This is a genomic window from Streptomyces sp. NPDC006691 (genome assembly GCF_042869955.1).
In the GTDB taxonomy this organism is placed as follows: domain Bacteria; phylum Actinomycetota; class Actinomycetes; order Streptomycetales; family Streptomycetaceae; genus Streptomyces.
Genome location: NZ_JBIAGW010000001.1, coordinates 354,878 through 370,248, shown reverse-complemented (window position 1 = coordinate 370,248; position 15,371 = coordinate 354,878). Strand labels below are relative to the sequence as shown.

Here is a 15,371-nt window from a genome sequence, read left to right as displayed (position 1 = left end):
GCGCCGGTCCGCGGGTCGGTCCGCGGGTCGGTCCTCGGGTCGGTGCTCGGTCAGCGCTCAGACCGGCGGCTGTCGCATCGGCTCCCGGTTCGGCCTTCGGACGACAGCCGCCGACGTCGTCGCGGGCTAACGGATTCTGGCCGAGACCACCCCCTGCCGGGCCGCGTCGACCGTCGCGTACCGCGGAAAGGCACTGGTGAGATCGACGATGTGCAGCAGCAGTCCGACGGTGCGCCCGGAGTAGACCAGGCGCAGCCATCCGGCGCGGTCCAGACACCTCGCACGCGCGGTGCACAGGGGGCCGAGGGCGCTGCAGTCCATGAACGTCACGTCGGTCAAGTCGGCTACGAGATAGGGGATGTGGTTGCCCCGCTGCGCTTCGGCCAGCTTGCCGGCCAGGAGCGGGGTGGTCAGGATGTCGAGCTCGCCGGTTGCCCGGATCACCCGATACCCCTGCGAGAGATCGGCGGTCGTGCCCATGTGGGCCGTCTCCTCATGACGTACTGCGTACGGGTGGACGGAGTGGTCTGCGGAGGGGAGGGCCGGGGTCTGGGGCACCCGCAGTGAGCAGAGTACGGCTGTGGGTTCGCGCGGTGGTTCCGTCCGTGTCCGGTGCCGGAGATGGGGCACGAACTGCCACTCCTCGTACGTCCCGCTGTCGCAACCTGGCTGTTCCGGATGCTCCGTTGATCGTTTCGCGTGATTGGTCTCGGATCACGCCCGCTGTCGGCGGCGGCCCGGACCCGTCGTACCGGGCCGTCGGGCCGGCGGGCCGTCCGGCCGTCTGCCGTCCGACCGCCTGCCGTCCGGCCGCGAGGACCGTTGCGCCGGGTCCGTTGCGATCTGCGCGGAATCGGCCAACTCCGTTTCAAGGTGGCCGTGTTGTCACTGTTCGTACGCCTCCGCGGACCGACAGGATCGAGGGTGACGAGCCCGTCACGGTAGGTCATCGCCGGGCGGGTGCCCCGCCGCGCCGCAACGGCCTGCGGCGGCGGAATCGATCAGCGAGAGGGGACACCATGAGCGGCTCCCAGCAAGCTGCCCCATCCGACCTTCGTGCCGATGTCAGGTACCGCACCGACGGCAAGCACACGCTCTACGGCATCGGTCTGCGGTGGCGGATCGGGGAGAACGCCGCCGATCAGGGGGCGTGGCCGCCTCCTGAGGACTGGAGCAACGGGGAAGCTCCCTACCCGCACGAGTACGAGGTGTGGATCGACGGTGAGGTGCGCCAGACGGTCTTCCTGTACTGGCCGGCCTGGGACTGGGCGCCGTCAAACTCGCACTGGGTGGATCTGGGGGAGGAGCCGGGTGCCGAGTACCGGGTGAAGATCCGGGCCAAGGCCGACGGCGGCTTCACTCCGTTCACCGACGAGGTGACGGTCGGCTCGGACCACGCCCGTCCGTGGTCGGCCCCCCGACGGCCCCGGGGCGAACCCAGGAGCGTCGACGCGTCCCCGCGGCACGGAACGGTCAACCACCCGCGCAGTCGCGCGGCCGTCGCGATCCGGGACTCGGACCCGGCGCGGATCTGTGTCGAGGCGCGGCGCCTCAACACCAGCACCACCTGGCAGGAAGTCGTCCCGGGAGCTGCCCGGATGCTCGACGACTACCCGTGGAACAACGGGCAGAGGTATCTGGAGTACCGCAAGTTCTTCGAGGGTGCCACCGTCCCGTCCACGGGCAACGAGGCCTTCCGCGGGCTGGACCTGGCGCCGGACGACACCCTCGGCGAGTGGCCCCTGACCGAGCTGGACACGTCGGCCCCCACCCAGACCTTCAGCTACGACTACACGGCGTACCACACGAACGAGACCTGGTCCCACCGGTGGTTCGTCACCCGCGCGGGCTGGGCGCCCACCAACGGCCTGAGCTGGGAGGACCTGGAGCCGATCCCCTTCCTGGTCGAGGTGCAGGGCTCGCACCACGAAGAGGAGTCGAGCGCCTGGGAGTTCGCGTCCTTCCCGCGCCGGACCGGGCGGGCGGCGATCGTGCACATCTGGGGCGGCCACGGCGGACCGGACACCCCCGACGGAGGCAACGGCGGCAAGACGGGCGAGTTCTTCGCGTCCACGTGTGATGTGGTGCTGCGGGGCTGAACCCTGATCCCTGGTCGGTACGGATCGGCACTGGTCGGCACTGGTCGGCAGCGATCGGCCGGGGGCGTCCGGTGCCCCTTTCCCTTGTCCACCGCCGCAGGTCCCGTGTGCACCGCCGCGGGTGGCACGAGGTGGCCACGAGGTGGCTAGGTGGCACCGACGCCCTCGGCGGCCCGAGGGGCGACGAGGCCGGTTCGGGCTCGGCTTCCCGGTGCGCTCAGCCGTGCCCCGTGCCCCGTGCCCCGTGCCCCGGCCCCCGCCTCCCCTCCCGCCGACGGCCGATGGCCGATGGCCAGGAATTCGGCCAATCATCGGCGCACTCCACAGCGTCCCCCGGTCCGGATGCCGCCCCCGGCACGGCGTCTTCCGAAGGGGCAGGGTCCTCCTGGAACTCCCCTCCTGGCACGCCCGATTCAGGACAGCTTCGCTGTCTCCGTCCGCGATGTCCCGGCCACCGGGCAGAGTTGGCTGCCGGAGACCGGTCGAGGGCGGCTACGGGACCTCGGTCGTGACGAGGCGGGAGCTCGGATGACGGCAGCGCACGGCGATACGAGCGAGGGCGAGGTCGGCGCGTTCGTCGACGCGTCCGCCAGACTCACCGGTTTCGGGGCCGAGGAGCTGAGGGCTCTCGGGATGGCGGAGGCGTACCGCGCGCTGGTGCTGGCAGAGGCCGGTCCGCAGCGCTGCGCGCGACTGGTGGACGCCTTGTCCGGGCCCGGGTCCGTGTCCCCGGTGGCCTTGGACGGCGACCTCCTGGAGCTCGGCCGGGATGTGACCCACCTCTGGTACACGGGTAGTTGGCCGGGGCGCAGGGGTGGGAGCGGTTCCTTCGTCGTCTCGTCGGCGTCCTACGCGGCGGGCCTGGTCTGGCGCGCGGTGGGCGTGCCCGCCCCGGGCAACCAGCCCGCCGGATACGGCAGTTGGGCACAAGCGCCGACGCGGGCCGAGGAGGTCCGATGGGCCGGGGTGCCGCCCGGGGCGGAGGAGGTCCGATGAGTACCGGGACCGGATCGCCCGCCTCGTCGCGCGGGCAGGAGGCGCCGTACGACGTCATCGTGGTCGGCGCGGGGATCGCCGGCTCTCTCGTCGCCGGGCAGCTGGGCGCGCGGGGCCGCCGGGTGCTCGTCCTTGAGGCCGGGGTGCGCGACGCCGATCCCGGGCAGGCCCACCGCGACGCCCTGGAGCGGTACTTCGCCGCGTCGGCCAAGGGTCCCGGCTCGGTCCACCCACCGCATCCGGCCGCCCCTTGGCCCGACGCCGCCGACCTGGCGGGACCCGGGGACGGCCATCTCGTTCAACGCGGCCGGCTCCCCTACGGCAGTGGATACGTACGGGCCAACGGCGGCACCGGAAACGTGTGGACCGGGCTCACCCCGCGCATGCTGCCGGAGGACTTCACCACCCTGACCACGTTCGGGTACGGGCGGGACTGGCCGCTGTCGTACGCCGAGTTGGAGCCCCACTACCGAGCGGCCGAGCGCGAGATCGGGGTGGCCGCCGATGTCGAGGAACAGCGGCAGCGGGTCGGGCTGCCGTTCCCCGAGAACTACGTCTTTCCCATGCGGGCGATCCCCGCGAGCCGTCTGGACCGTCTGCTGGCCGAACGGCTCGACGGGACCCGGGTCGAGGACCCCGGCACGGCGGACCCGGTGGAACTGCGCGTGGTGGGCACCCCGCACGCGCGCAACGGCGTACCCGATCCGGCGTACGACGGCGGTACCGGATACGTCCCCGTCGGGGCCCACGGCCGCCCCGACCCGGACAGCCGCTGTCGGGGCAGCGCGACCTGCATCCCGATCTGTCCCTCCCAGGCCAAGTACACCCCGCTCAAGACCCAGGCGCGGTGGGCCCGTTCGGTCACGCTGGTGGACCGCGCCGTGGTCAGCCGGGTGCTCGTCGCACCGGACGGCCGGGCGACGGGCGTCGAGTACCTGACGTACACCGCCGACGGCCCGGGCCGCACGGGTGAGGTGACGGCCCGGACCGCTTCGGCCCCCGTGGTCGTGCTGGCCGCGCACGCCATCGAGAACGCCCGGCTGCTGCTCCTGTCCGGCCTCGCGAACCGCAGCGGACAGGTCGGCCGAAACCTGATGGACCACCCGGTGCTGCTGACCTGGGGACTGATGCCGGAGCCGGTCGGCCCCTACCGCGGTCCCGGCTCGACCTCCGGCTTCGAGGGCTTCCGCGCCGGACCGGCCCGGCGCGGCCGCGCCCCGTTCCGCATCGAGATCGGCAACTGGGGCTGGCTGTGGGCCAAGGGCCCGGTCGACGGCGATGTCGCCGAACTGCTGCGCAGCGGCGGCCCGGACGGGCGCGGGCTGTTCGGAACGGAGCTGCGCGAAGCCGTGCGCGACCGCGTGGGGCGCCAGTTCGCCTTGCAGTTCGAGATGGAGCAGAGCGCCGACCCCGCCAACCGGATCACCCTGGACCCGGCCCTGCGCGACCGGCTCGGCCTGCCGCGCCCCGTCGCCACGTACGACCTCTCCCACCACGTCAAGGAGGGCGTGGCAGCCGCGAAGACGGTCTCCGACCAGCTCTTCGCCCGGCTCGGGGCCGAGGACCACACCGACTTCGCCGCCGATGGCAGCTGGCCCGGCCGCTACGAGCACAACGGCCGGGTGTACGGCTACCGGGGCGCCGGGCACGGCGCCGGCACCCACATCATGGGCAGCTCGCCCGGCACCTCCGTGGTCGACTCCTGGCAGCGCTGCTGGGACCACCCCGGCCTGTACGCGGTGGGCTGCGGCAGCATGCCGTCCGTCGCCACCTCCAACCCGACCCTGACCATGGCCGCCCTCGCCCTGCGCAGCGCCGAACGCATCGAGGCCGACCTGGCCGAGCGTCACCGTCCCGCCCTTCTCGACTCCGGAGCCGCCCGATGAGCCCGCTGCCCCTCCCGCCGGTTCCCGACCAGTTCCAACTCCCCTTCCACTACGGGGCGTTGCACCAGATCGGCCTGGACTTCCCGGTCGATCCGGCCCCTGTCCGCGACCTGCTGGCCAAACACCACCCGGCCCTGAGCGCCGCGGAGTTCGCGGGCCGTTGCCTGGTGTCGGTCAACTACCAGCTGTACTTCGCCCAGTACCCCTTCGGCGGCGGGATCACGGAAGAGGTCGAGTTCAACATCGTCGCCTTCCCCACGGCGGCCGCGGACCGGGTGCCCGAGGTGACGTACGAGCAGTACGCCCAAGGCTTCGACCAGACCCGGCTGCTCGGCATCGCCCGCATCCACGTCCTGTGCGACAACCCGCTCGCCATCGACGCCGGCCGCGCCCTGTACGCGGAGCCGAAGTACCCGGGCTGGTTCGAGGTCGAGCTGCCGTCCCTCAACGGGCCGGCGGACCAGCGGAGTTGGACGGTCAGCGCCAAGTCGGCCGATGTCACCCCCGCCGGTTCGGTCGAGCGCCACGAGAACGCGCTGTTCAGCTTCGCCGCCGACCTCGGCGGGCTCACCGCCGTGCCCGCCAACAACACCCCCGTCACCGGCTACGGAACCGACTCCGACGGGCGGGGGCTGGCCGGCCCGATGAACCTCTACCAGCCCTACCACTGGTACGACCTGTCCGGCCCGGCCGCCGGCCGCACCCGCCTGACGGTCCACGACCCCGCCACCGACATCGGCCGTGACCTGACACGCCTGGTCGGCAACGCCCCGGCCATCGGCGCCTGGACCTACCAGTCGCCCCCGGTGGCCGCCCACAACCGGCCGTACTACCTGGCGTAGGCCGGGGCGGCTGTGTGCTGCGATTCGGGGCGCAACGTGCTCGGTGCGCACGGGAGTTCGCGCGGTTTCCACCCGGACTTCGCTTTCGTAGACGAACTCCGCCTCGCCCTCGACGACCGCCTCCAGGCCCCGGTCGAACCGGCCCCGCTCGTCGACCCCAACATCCACTCCTGTGGCACCGTTTACCCACACGGCGTGAAGGATCTCGCGCACCCCGAAGAAGGCGTCTATCTCGTCGGCGTGGAGTCGTACGGGCGAGCCCCGACTTTCCTCGCGGTGACCGGCTACGAGCAGGTCCGCTCCATCGCAGCCGCCCTCGCCGGCGACCGGGAAGCCGCTGCACGTGTCGAACTCACCCTGCCCGAGACCGGAGTCTGCGGCGGCGCCGGTCTGTTCGACGATCCCGAGGCCGAGGCGTCGGACGGGGGCGGCTGCTGCGTCGCATCGGCCGCCCTCCAGATCGGCGCCGGTGCGCCGGCCGCCTCCGGTGGCTGCTGACCGGGCGCCGACGCGCGTCACCGGTCCACGGAATCCCGTGGTCCCACCCCTGAGTCACTGGACGAATGGCATGCGGGCAACGAAATGGTCTGGATCACAAACAAGGCCCGGTCGCTGGCCAGCGCCGGCGTTGTGGAGCGAAGGTGGCCGAGATGGTGAACACCCGCTGTCAGACCCTCCGATCACCATGGCCGTATGAGTATCCGGTCAGACTTTTCGTTGGAACTTCAAGTGGAGAAGGTCCTTGAGGAAGCCGTTCACCCGGAGGTGAAGGCCGCCCTCGCCTCTGCTCGCAAGCACATGAGGAGTGGGAGAGGGGGCCATCGCAGAGGCGGGCCGGCACTCGTCCAGTTCCTGGAAGCAGCTCGTCAACGGGCGGCGGACGCCGGTGAATGGACAGTGGTGCGACTCGTGCAGGACTCCCTGGACTATGCCGAAGGGCGGATCCTGAGACCTGACTTCGATGAGCGTTTCCGCCTCTTTCAGGACGGTGTGCGCAGCGAAAGGCAACGGAAGTTCGTCGGAAGTATCCTCTCGATCAACTACAGGTACATTGCTGAGGCCGGCCGTGAGTACATGGACGAGCACCCCGAGGCGAGCACGGACGACCTGATCGCGCACTTCGGCACACTCAGCCAGGACGCGCGTTTCCTCGATGCACCGGAGGATCGACCTGGGCGGTACCGCCTTCTTCGTGGGCGGGCGGAGAGAGCCGTCTGGCTGGAGCGCGTTCTCCAAGAACGTATAGACGTTGAGGATGCGGCCGAAGCCGCCCACCGAATAGTCAGCTCACCGGATGCCATGGCTTTGCTTGCGGCTGATACGGAGGGGCAGATGCTCCTCATGGCGGCCGAGTTGCGCCGGCGGTCGATCGGTCTGGCAGCCTTGCGTAACGTGGTCGAGGACCCCACTGCTTCGGAATTCGAACTGCAACGCGCTCTGGAGGGACAACACTGGATTTTCGGGGGGCGGTTCGTGGGAGAGGCAGCCCACCGCAGGCTGGTGCCGGGCGATGAGGTCGACATACCTCTCATCCGCGGTGACGGGGCACTCCATGTGGTGGAGCTGAAACGTGCCGCAAGCCTCGTCGGTAATCTGGTGAAGAAGTACCGAGGGTCGTGGGTTCCTACTGCCGAAGTGCACAACGCGGTCGGTCAGGCCGTGAACTACTTGGTGAACCTGGACGAGAACCGCCACCGGATCCGCAAGGAGCTGGGCATAGAGACCCGGCGGGCGAGCGCAGTAGTGCTGATCGGACACCCATCAGTCCAACCTTCGGCACCCGAGCAATCGATCAACGAGGCACTTCGTACCCTCAATACTCACGTTAATCGTGTAGAGGTGCTCACCTACAAGGAACTGATTGACAATGCCGAGCGCTCGTTGGGGTCTGTGCCGTTGGGGTAGTAGTCGTCACGCGGTGTGGAGCCGGGCCACCGGGGTGGCATCGAGTAGGTGAAGGACGGCCGGAGTGTCCTCATCGGTGAGTCGGTGGCCGAAGCATAGGTCGACGCGCGGGAGTGCCACTCCGGAGGCCCGCGTCCTATGCCGCAATTGGCGCGATGCTCGTGCCAATGTCGGGCTGCCGGGCAACTTCCGTTACCAGCGCTCCGGCCTCCGCCTGAGATGGTCGGCAATCTCGACGGGATGGTTGCGCGTGCATCGCTCGCAGGGCGCGAAGAAAGAAGATCCACTGGCTTAGTGCTGCGGTTGTGGTTGTGCTGCCCGGTATGTGGTCTGGGCAGCACAAAAGCCCAGGCCAGGGATTGTCTCCCTGGCCTGGGCTTTAGTAGTGGAGCGAGTGACGGGAATCGAACCCGCGCTCTAAGCTTGGGAATCACGTGGGGCTGGGGTGCCTACATTGGGCCTGACCTGCGGAAAGGTGGACGATGCCGACCCGCTGTAGTGCGTCGTAACGCGCTGCTGGGGACCGCTGTTCACCGCAAGCAATGGCACGATGTGGCATGCGCGGCGTCTGCGTGACGTTAGAGGCAGTGCAGGCGGGGCGCCGGCCCTCTGGGGGACCGATGGTGAGAGCCCGTCCAAGTGAGCGTTCGCGAGCGCACTGCCGGCCGGATGCTGCAGGTCGCGGTCATTCGCGACGACCGACCCAATCCACTGGGCGCGTCGGTCGGGGCCGTGATGTTTTACCGTGGCCGCCATGACGCAAGAACACACGGATCACGGGCTGGCATGGATCGGGCACCACGCCGATGACGCCAGGGGCGGGGTGTCCGGGATGCGCGGCAGCATCTCTCTGACCGCGATACGCGGCGCGGACCCGGTCGACTTCCTTGTGCGGATGGGAGCGGACCAGGAGGTGTTGGCGCGGGGGGTGCTGTACAAGGACATCGCCGCGCACTGGTCACCGCAGGAGTACAAGGACTGGCAGTGCATGTTCGGCACCAGCGGGGAGTGGACGTTCCTGCTGGAGGACTCCTTGTGCGCCACGTGGTACCTCGACTGGATCGAAGAGGTTGGGGACGCGATGCCACGCCTGGGCGAGGAGCTGGTGTGCGTGACGCTGAACCAGCATCAGGCCCCGGCCAAGCTCCTGTACTCACCAGGGGACGGGGAAGTGTGGAGCATGGGGATCGGCGAGGAGGGTTTGCTGGACTACCCCGGGCGTGAAGATCCGACGGGCAAGGTCGCCGCGCTGGATGAGGCCCTTGGCAGAGCCGGTGTGGTGTGGCACGGCGAGGCTCTGCTCCCCCGTGTCTTCCGTACGGTTGGAGAGCACCTGGGTCTCGGGTTGCCGCGCCAGGAGATCGAGGCGGGACTGCTGCCTGCCGCTGGTCTGCCGGACCCGACTCAATAGGAGAGTGTGGGTGGCACACCGGATGGTGTGCCACCCACACGTATGTCATGGCTTCAGTTGGCGGTTCACCAGATGGTTTGGCCGGGAGGGCCGGCTAGTTGGCGCGCAGGGTGCACTTGAACGACTTGGCGTCCGTCGTGCACTGCCCGGACATGCCGGTCTCCAGCCAGTACGGGTCCTTGTCCATCAGCCGCATGTTCTTGGCGAACCCGGAGAAGCCCCCCATGGAGCCGCTGTTGTGCTTCCCGGAGATCGCGGATCGGCCGCAGACCTCGCGCCAGGTGGGTGCCTGTCCGTCGATGTTGTACAGGTGCACGGCCCCGTCGCTCGCCTTCTTGGTGAAGGTCTGCACGCACTGGCCGCCGGAGGAGACCTCGTTCAGGCCGCCTTCCGCCTTGGGCATGCCGCCGCTGTTGTAGGTGGAGTTGAACGCGAACTCGTCGCAGTTGGGCTTGTCCCCCACTCCGTCCATGGCGCTGGCGTCACCGTAGGTGTTGGCCCAGCTCGCCACGTCGCAGATGACGTCCCGGTTGTTCTTGCCGTCGGCGCGCTTTCCACCGGGCAGGTAATACAGGGGCGTGTCACGAGTCTTGACGCCCATGGTGTTGGGCAGCTTCTCCTGCAACAGCCACGCGTGCGCGGCGGCCTGCGGGAACTTGGCGGCGTTGAACGTGTAGCTCGGAGCGACGTTCTTGAACACGCAGCCGCTCACCGTGGCCCCGGTGCCCTTGGTGTCGCAGCGGATCTCTTCCAGGTCTGACGGGTCTGCCATCGCCCAGCGGAAGTCAGTCATGAACGTCGGTCCGGGCGTGTTCCCGGCGATCAGGATGCCCTTGATCATGAAGTCCGTACGGAGGTCGTACTCCGCGCCACTGGTCGAGTTGTCCCAGGTGTACGACGTGGTCAGGTTGGCGTCGTGCGTGTCCGTGGGGGACTGCCAGATGGCCTTCCCGTCCCAGTCCGACAGCTCGGCCTTGCCCGGGTCCTTGCACTGGGCTGCGGTGCTTCCCAGGCAGGTCCTGTTGTCCATGACCATTTCGATTGCGCGGAAGGTCGGCGAGATCAGGATCGGATGGATGTTCAGGCGATGGACGAAACTCTTCGCCGAGTTGTCCAGGGATATCTCGCGCGTCATCGTGAAGTACGCGGTCGCGATCGGCTCGCCGTCCACGCGGTACACGACGGGAAGTTGCTTGGTCTCACACTCGACGGTGCGGGTGGCGAACGCGCCGGAGGTGTTCGTCGCGCACCAATCGGTCATCCCCGGGGCACCCGCAGCCGGAGCCTCGGCCCGCTGCTGCTTCGCCTTGGCCTGCTCTTTCGCCTTGGCCTGGACCTCGGCAGGCAGGTCCTCGAACTTCACGGGCGCGCCGAAGCACGCCTGACCGCCGTCCTTGCCGACCGGCCCGCACTGTTCCTTGGCCGCGGGAGCTGCGAGCCTCGGGCTGCTGGACGAGGGAGCCCCGAGCGGCCGGGTGATCTTACCCGTGATGTCCTGCTTGGTCTGATCCGGGTTTGGCGCCGTGGAGACCGGATCCGGCAGGGTGAGGTCCACCGCGTGGTCCCCGTCACCGTTGCTGGTTCCGTTGCCGGTGAAAGCCACGGACACAGCGTCAGAGGCGCCGCCATCGTTGGCGGTCCGCACGTTGAGCGTGTGGTTGTTGGCGGCGGGTGCGGCCGGTGCGGTGAGCGCCGCTGTCCGGAGCCCAGTGTCGATGGTCACCGACGTCTTGCCCGCGGCGTCGACGCGCTTCCACGCGGCCGCATCAAGCTGCCACTCAACCCACTTCGCGGTGTGCCCGGCGGGCAGAGCGACGGTGAACTCACCTGGTTTGCCGTTGTTCGCTAAGCTCGTCGGCTTCGCGGGCTTGGCCGGGGCAGGAACGCTGACCTTGAAAGTGGTCCACGGCGACCAGTCGGTCTCATACAACTTGCCGTCATAGGCGGAGGTGTGGAACGCGTACGTCACACCGCTCGTCAACCGACCTGCGGGGACCGTGACTTGCGCGGCCTTGCCGGAGGCTACGAAGTCGGATACGAGGACTCCGTACTGGTTGTCATCGGTCAGCTTGACCCGGCTCTTCGGTTTCCCGGTGGCATCCGTAGTCCACACCTCGAAGGTGAGGTTGCTCTTGTCGCCGTCCGGGTCGGTGACGGTATTGCGCAGTGTGGGGCCGGTCGTATTGACCTCCCACACACCGTTCTTCTTGGCGAAGGGAGGGCCGGCTTCAGGGCTTGTGCCGGAGTTGGGCCGCTGGTTCGCAGCTGCTTGTGCCGCCAGTTCCGTACCTGGGGTGTAGGTGACGGCGGAGGCGACGCCTGATCCGAGGACGACCGCAAGGGTCGTACCTATCGCCAAACGCCGATTCGTCTTCGTGAGAGCTCTGAATCTCAAACCTGTGCTCTTCCTGTGAGGGCGGATGTCGGTGTCACCCCATCAGGTCCAGACCAATCGGCGCCATGTGCAACATCACGTTTCGTCAGGAAGTCGGCAGGCTGAGCGTGGGGAGGGCAGGGCTGGAGTCGCTGACTTCGACGCGTACGGTGTCGTCCCTCAGCAGGGCAGCCACCGAGATGGGGCCGCCTCCGACGTGCTGCACGGCGTTGGTCAGCAGCTCGCTGGTTACCAGCGCCACGGTCTCCACGACTCTGCTGGCGACCGGGAGCCCCCAGCCACATATCTCGGCGACGACCTTGTGCCGTGCGTCCGTAACGGCGATAGCGGTGCCGGGTACCGAAAAACTGAGGTGCTGCGATTCCGCGGGCTGCCTCCCAAGCGAGTGCGGCCCCACCACGGAACCGGCTGGGGCAGGGGACCGGCCAGCTCAGGTGCCGGTGCTGCGTCGCTTATGCAGGAGGCGCATGAACTCCACGGCGCGACACTCAAGGACACGATGGTCCGCGCCGGCCAGTCCTCGGAGAAGGCCGCCATGAGCTACCAGCACTCCCCGCTGGACCGCCAGATGGAGGTCGCTGCGGCAGATCCCCTGACGCACCGGTCACGATCTGGCTCAACGTCGACCACGGGCCCATGCTCATGGACGTGATCCGCACCGGCCTGGTCACCCCGGTGTGGTGCACCAGCTGGCGTCAGGACGCCGCCACCATGATCGGCCCACTCCTCGGTCTGCCACAGTTGCCGTACGTCGATCTACCGCGCCCGCAGATCACCACCAGCCACCCCAACGGCTACCTCTGGAAGCGGGACCACGTCGACACCTGGCTCGGCGACGCCCCCGCCGTCTGGATCGACGACGACTTCACCGCCCTCGACCACGAGTGGGCCGCAGAACGGACCGCGTGCGGTCCAGCGACCCTCCTGGTCCAGCCCGAGCCTCACGTCGGCCTGCGGACAGGGCACTTGGAATCAACCTTGATGTGGGCGGCGAAGTTGTCCGTCGCGCGGGACGGTACAACCGGCATCGAAGCCGCATGACGGCCGAGCAGGACCGCACTTGGCCCCTCGCCACGCTGGCGAGGGGCCAAGCCGTAAGTCCCGGCCGCCTACCTTCAGCGGCGCTGGATAGTCGGTGACCGGGGATCAAAGGCTCCCTTTCGCCTGCCTTTTCCTGTTCAGCGCCGACGAGCAGTGCCGTTCGCGGGCCACCCGGTGGATGCTGGGGCCAAGGCGGTAGGCATCGCTTGCGACGGCGCGCTGGGTCGTTGTGCCGTGCTCTGGGCTTGTGCTGCACGGGCGCGTGCGCTGGGTGCCGGCCGTGCGGCGAGGCGTTCGACGCGCCAGGTCAGGACGCGTGCGGGGCGGCGGGCGTCGTCCAGAGCGCGCTGGTCGGCGGCTTTCCGGAGGAGCTGGTTCGGGTCGTGGCCTGTCTTCTCGGCGTTGGCGGTGTTCGTCGGTGAGCGCGGGGCCCGGCTGCGCGGGACGACCTTCGGCCGCAAGTGGCGCAAGGCCCGCGATCAGGCCGGCCTGCCTGAAGGCTTCCGTTTCTACGACCTGCGGCACACCGGCAACACCATCGCCGCCGACACCGGCGCGAAGATGAAGGACCTGATGGTCCGCGCCGGCCACTCCTCGGAGCGGGCCCAGCTGATCTACCAGCACTCCACGCACAAGCACCAGCGCAAGCTCGCCGGAGCCATCGACGTCGACGTGCGTCGCCAGCGTGCGGAAGCGGAGGCGGCCGAGCGTGCGGCGGACGAGGGGGCGACCGTCCATCCCTTCGTCCCACGCGCCCATGACACCGGCGCTCTGGACGCCCCCACCACTCAGCAGGCGTGACCCTCGCAGCGCCGGACCCGCACCATCGGCCCGGCGCTGCGGCGTGTCCACCGACTGCCCTGATATCAGGGCCACTTCGCAGCCGCACACATGTGGCGTCCTGTCCGGCAAGTGGTGCAGGTCACATGGAATGCGTCTCATTATTCGAGATGATCTGGCGAAGTGCCTGCTCGGCGGAGCTTGTGGCGCTCAATTTGGTGCGGTAATCGGTCCCTTACGGCACGCGAATGGCACGCGCGCCTGAATTGGTCTAGACAACGAACAAGGCCCCGGTCTCTGACCAGGGCCTTAGCTATGGAGCGAGTGACGGGAATCGAACCCGCGCTCTAAGCTTGGGAAGCTTATGTTCTACCATTAAACTACACTCGCAAGATCGTTCCCCATGGGGGAGCGGTCGATGCTCACTCTACCCCATGCTCGGCCCTCGGTGGATTCGCCGAGGGCCGTCGTGTTCTCGGGGGGCCGGATACCCGTGTGGGTGCCGGGAGTTGGGGCGTACGGTGGAGGGCGCGCGCGGGGTCGGAGTGCCGCGTGGGGTGGCGTCCCGTTCATCCCCTAATGTGGTGTTTTCTCCGTCCATGCTTGTTGGGGAAGGGACTTGAGCGACTTGATGGACTCGCTGGAGCGCACCGTCGTCCGGTGCGCCGAGGGGCACGTCTTCACCACGGATTCGTTTCCGATGCAGCAGCTCGGCACCGAGCGGATCGGGCCCGGTCGGCTGATCCGGTGCCCGAGGTGTGCGCGGTTGCGGCATGCCGTGCCGGTGGCGGTCGGGCAGAGGTAGGGCCCGGCCGGCGACGGCGGTGGAGCACAGGCGCGCGGGACCGTCCGATTGGGGCGGGGCCGCGCGCCTTGCGTATCCTCGGGGCGTGCTTCTCTCAGACAAGGACATCCGGGCCGAGATCGACTCCGGGCGGGTACGGATCGATCCCTACGACGAATCCATGGTGCAGCCGTCCAGCATCGACGTGCGCCTCGACCGCTTCTTCCGGGTGTTCGAGAACCACCGCTACCCGCACATCGACCCCGCCGTCGAGCAGGCGGACCTGACCCGGCTCGTAGAGCCGGAGGGGGACGAGGCGTTCATCCTGCACCCCGGTGAGTTCGTGCTCGCCTCGACGTACGAGGTCATCTCGCTCCCCGACGACCTCGCCAGCCGTCTGGAGGGCAAGAGCTCGCTCGGCCGCCTCGGGCTCGTCACGCACTCGACCGCCGGGTTCATCGACCCCGGGTTCTCCGGGCACGTGACCCTGGAGCTCTCCAACGTCGCCACGCTGCCGATCAAGCTGTGGCCGGGGATGAAGATCGGGCAGCTGTGTCTGTTCCGGCTGTCGTCGTCCGCCGAGGAGCCCTACGGCTCCCAGCGGTACGGCTCGCGTTACCAAGGCCAGCGTGGGCCCACCGCCTCGCGGTCCTTCCTCAATTTCCATCGGACCCAGGTGTGAGCATGAACGACCAGAACGAGCTGCGCGAGAACCTCACCTACGAGAAGTTCGGCGGAGCCATCCGCGACCTCGCGCAGACCATCGCCGACGACGGTTACGAGCCCGACATCGTGGTCTCCATCGCGCGCGGTGGCGTGTTCGTGGCCGGCGGGCTCGCCTACGCCCTGGACTGCAAGAACATCCACCTGGTGAACGTCGAGTTCTACACCGGCGTCGGCACCACCCTCGAAATGCCGGTCATGCTGGCGCCCGTGCCCAACGCCATCGACTTCTCCGGCAAGAAGGTGCTGATCGCGGACGACGTGGCCGACACCGGCAAGACGCTGAAGCTGGTGTACGACTTCTGCCTCGACCACGTCGCCGAGGTCCGCAGCGCGGTCATCTACGAGAAGTCCCACTCGCTCGTGAAGTGCGAGTACGTCTGGAAGCGTACGGACGAGTGGATCAACTTCCCCTGGTCCGTCGAGCCGCCCGTGGTGCGGCGCGAGGGCCAGGTGCTCGACGCCTGATTCGTCCCTGGACGCACGCAAGGGCCCCGTCGGTCAGCCGA

The 15,371-nt window shown here is 68.7% G+C and carries 13 protein-coding genes, 1 tRNA gene and 3 pseudogenes; 13 read left to right on the top strand and 4 right to left on the bottom strand.

From position 1 onward, the window contains the following. Window positions 1-126: 126 nt before the first annotated feature. Window positions 127-480, bottom strand: coding sequence for an anti-sigma factor antagonist (locus ACFYNP_RS01660; RefSeq protein WP_388417978.1), 354 nt, complete (start codon window positions 478-480; stop codon window positions 127-129). 539 nt (window positions 481-1,019) lie between these two features. Here ACFYNP_RS01660 and ACFYNP_RS01655 point away from each other — a divergent pair. From ACFYNP_RS01655 to ACFYNP_RS01625, 7 genes and pseudogenes are all read left to right on the top strand, one after another. Further along, the gene (locus ACFYNP_RS01655; RefSeq protein WP_388781586.1) at window positions 1,020-2,099 is read left to right on the top strand and encodes a lytic polysaccharide monooxygenase; all 1,080 of its coding nucleotides are present in this window, start codon (window positions 1,020-1,022) and stop codon (window positions 2,097-2,099) included. A gap of 528 nt (window positions 2,100-2,627) precedes the next feature. Further along, entirely contained in the window at window positions 2,628-3,095 is a 468-nt protein-coding gene (locus tag ACFYNP_RS01650) for a hypothetical protein (RefSeq protein ID WP_388781583.1), read from the top strand. Then, the gene (locus tag ACFYNP_RS01645) at window positions 3,092-4,981 is read left to right on the top strand and encodes a GMC family oxidoreductase (RefSeq protein WP_388781580.1); all 1,890 of its coding nucleotides are present in this window, start codon (window positions 3,092-3,094) and stop codon (window positions 4,979-4,981) included. Before ACFYNP_RS01650 ends, ACFYNP_RS01645 begins: the two co-directional genes overlap by 4 nt. Next, complete coding sequence (locus ACFYNP_RS01640) at window positions 4,978-5,823, top strand: hypothetical protein (protein ID WP_388781577.1); 846 nt, start codon at window positions 4,978-4,980, stop codon at window positions 5,821-5,823. Before ACFYNP_RS01645 ends, ACFYNP_RS01640 begins: the two co-directional genes overlap by 4 nt. Window positions 5,824-5,886: 63 nt before the next feature. Beyond that, a pseudogene (locus tag ACFYNP_RS01635) lies at window positions 5,887-6,321 on the top strand (flavoprotein); the annotation flags it as partial. A gap of 231 nt (window positions 6,322-6,552) precedes the next feature. After that, entirely contained in the window at window positions 6,553-7,728 is a 1,176-nt protein-coding gene (locus ACFYNP_RS01630; protein ID WP_388781575.1) for a Shedu anti-phage system protein SduA domain-containing protein, read from the top strand. A 754-nt stretch (window positions 7,729-8,482) separates the two neighbouring features. Beyond that, window positions 8,483-9,139: a hypothetical protein gene (locus ACFYNP_RS01625; RefSeq protein ID WP_388417995.1), complete on the top strand. Its 657-nt coding sequence runs from the start codon at window positions 8,483-8,485 to the stop codon at window positions 9,137-9,139. A 94-nt stretch (window positions 9,140-9,233) separates the two neighbouring features. Here the strand turns inward: ACFYNP_RS01625 and ACFYNP_RS01620 are convergent, their stop codons facing one another. Together ACFYNP_RS01620 and ACFYNP_RS01615 are read right to left on the bottom strand one after the other, a co-directional pair. Beyond that, window positions 9,234-11,336, bottom strand: coding sequence for a hypothetical protein (locus ACFYNP_RS01620; RefSeq protein WP_388781572.1), 2,103 nt, complete (start codon window positions 11,334-11,336; stop codon window positions 9,234-9,236). 283 nt (window positions 11,337-11,619) lie between these two features. After that, window positions 11,620-11,775: an ATP-binding protein gene (locus ACFYNP_RS01615; protein ID WP_388418001.1), complete on the bottom strand. Its 156-nt coding sequence runs from the start codon at window positions 11,773-11,775 to the stop codon at window positions 11,620-11,622. Between the two features lie 237 nt (window positions 11,776-12,012). Between ACFYNP_RS01615 and ACFYNP_RS01610 the strand changes: the two are divergent. From ACFYNP_RS01610 to ACFYNP_RS01600, 3 genes and pseudogenes are all read left to right on the top strand, one after another. Continuing rightward, window positions 12,013-12,186: pseudogene (locus ACFYNP_RS01610) on the top strand (site-specific integrase); the annotation flags it as partial. Continuing rightward, window positions 12,117-12,575, top strand: a pseudogene (locus ACFYNP_RS01605) (hypothetical protein); the annotation flags it as partial. The pseudogenes ACFYNP_RS01610 and ACFYNP_RS01605, both read left to right, overlap by 70 nt. 408 nt (window positions 12,576-12,983) lie before the next feature. Continuing rightward, window positions 12,984-13,376: a tyrosine-type recombinase/integrase gene (locus tag ACFYNP_RS01600; RefSeq protein WP_388782219.1), complete on the top strand. Its 393-nt coding sequence runs from the start codon at window positions 12,984-12,986 to the stop codon at window positions 13,374-13,376. 295 nt (window positions 13,377-13,671) lie between these two features. On the opposite strand, the gene ACFYNP_RS01595 is transcribed toward ACFYNP_RS01600, so the two are convergent. Continuing rightward, a tRNA-Gly gene (locus tag ACFYNP_RS01595) sits at window positions 13,672-13,745 on the bottom strand. A gap of 229 nt (window positions 13,746-13,974) precedes the next feature. Between ACFYNP_RS01595 and ACFYNP_RS01590 the strand changes: the two genes are divergently transcribed. The 3 genes from ACFYNP_RS01590 (at window position 13,975) to ACFYNP_RS01580 (ending at window position 15,330) form a co-directional block, all read left to right on the top strand. Then, window positions 13,975-14,160, top strand: coding sequence for a hypothetical protein (locus ACFYNP_RS01590; protein ID WP_388418189.1), 186 nt, complete (start codon window positions 13,975-13,977; stop codon window positions 14,158-14,160). 85 nt (window positions 14,161-14,245) lie between these two features. After that, on the top strand, window positions 14,246-14,821 hold the full coding sequence (dcd, locus tag ACFYNP_RS01585; protein ID WP_388418004.1) for a dCTP deaminase: 576 nt from the start codon (window positions 14,246-14,248) through the stop codon (window positions 14,819-14,821). Between the two features lie 2 nt (window positions 14,822-14,823). After that, entirely contained in the window at window positions 14,824-15,330 is a 507-nt protein-coding gene (locus ACFYNP_RS01580) for a phosphoribosyltransferase (RefSeq protein WP_388418007.1), read from the top strand. The last annotated feature ends 41 nt before the right edge of the window (window positions 15,331-15,371 follow it).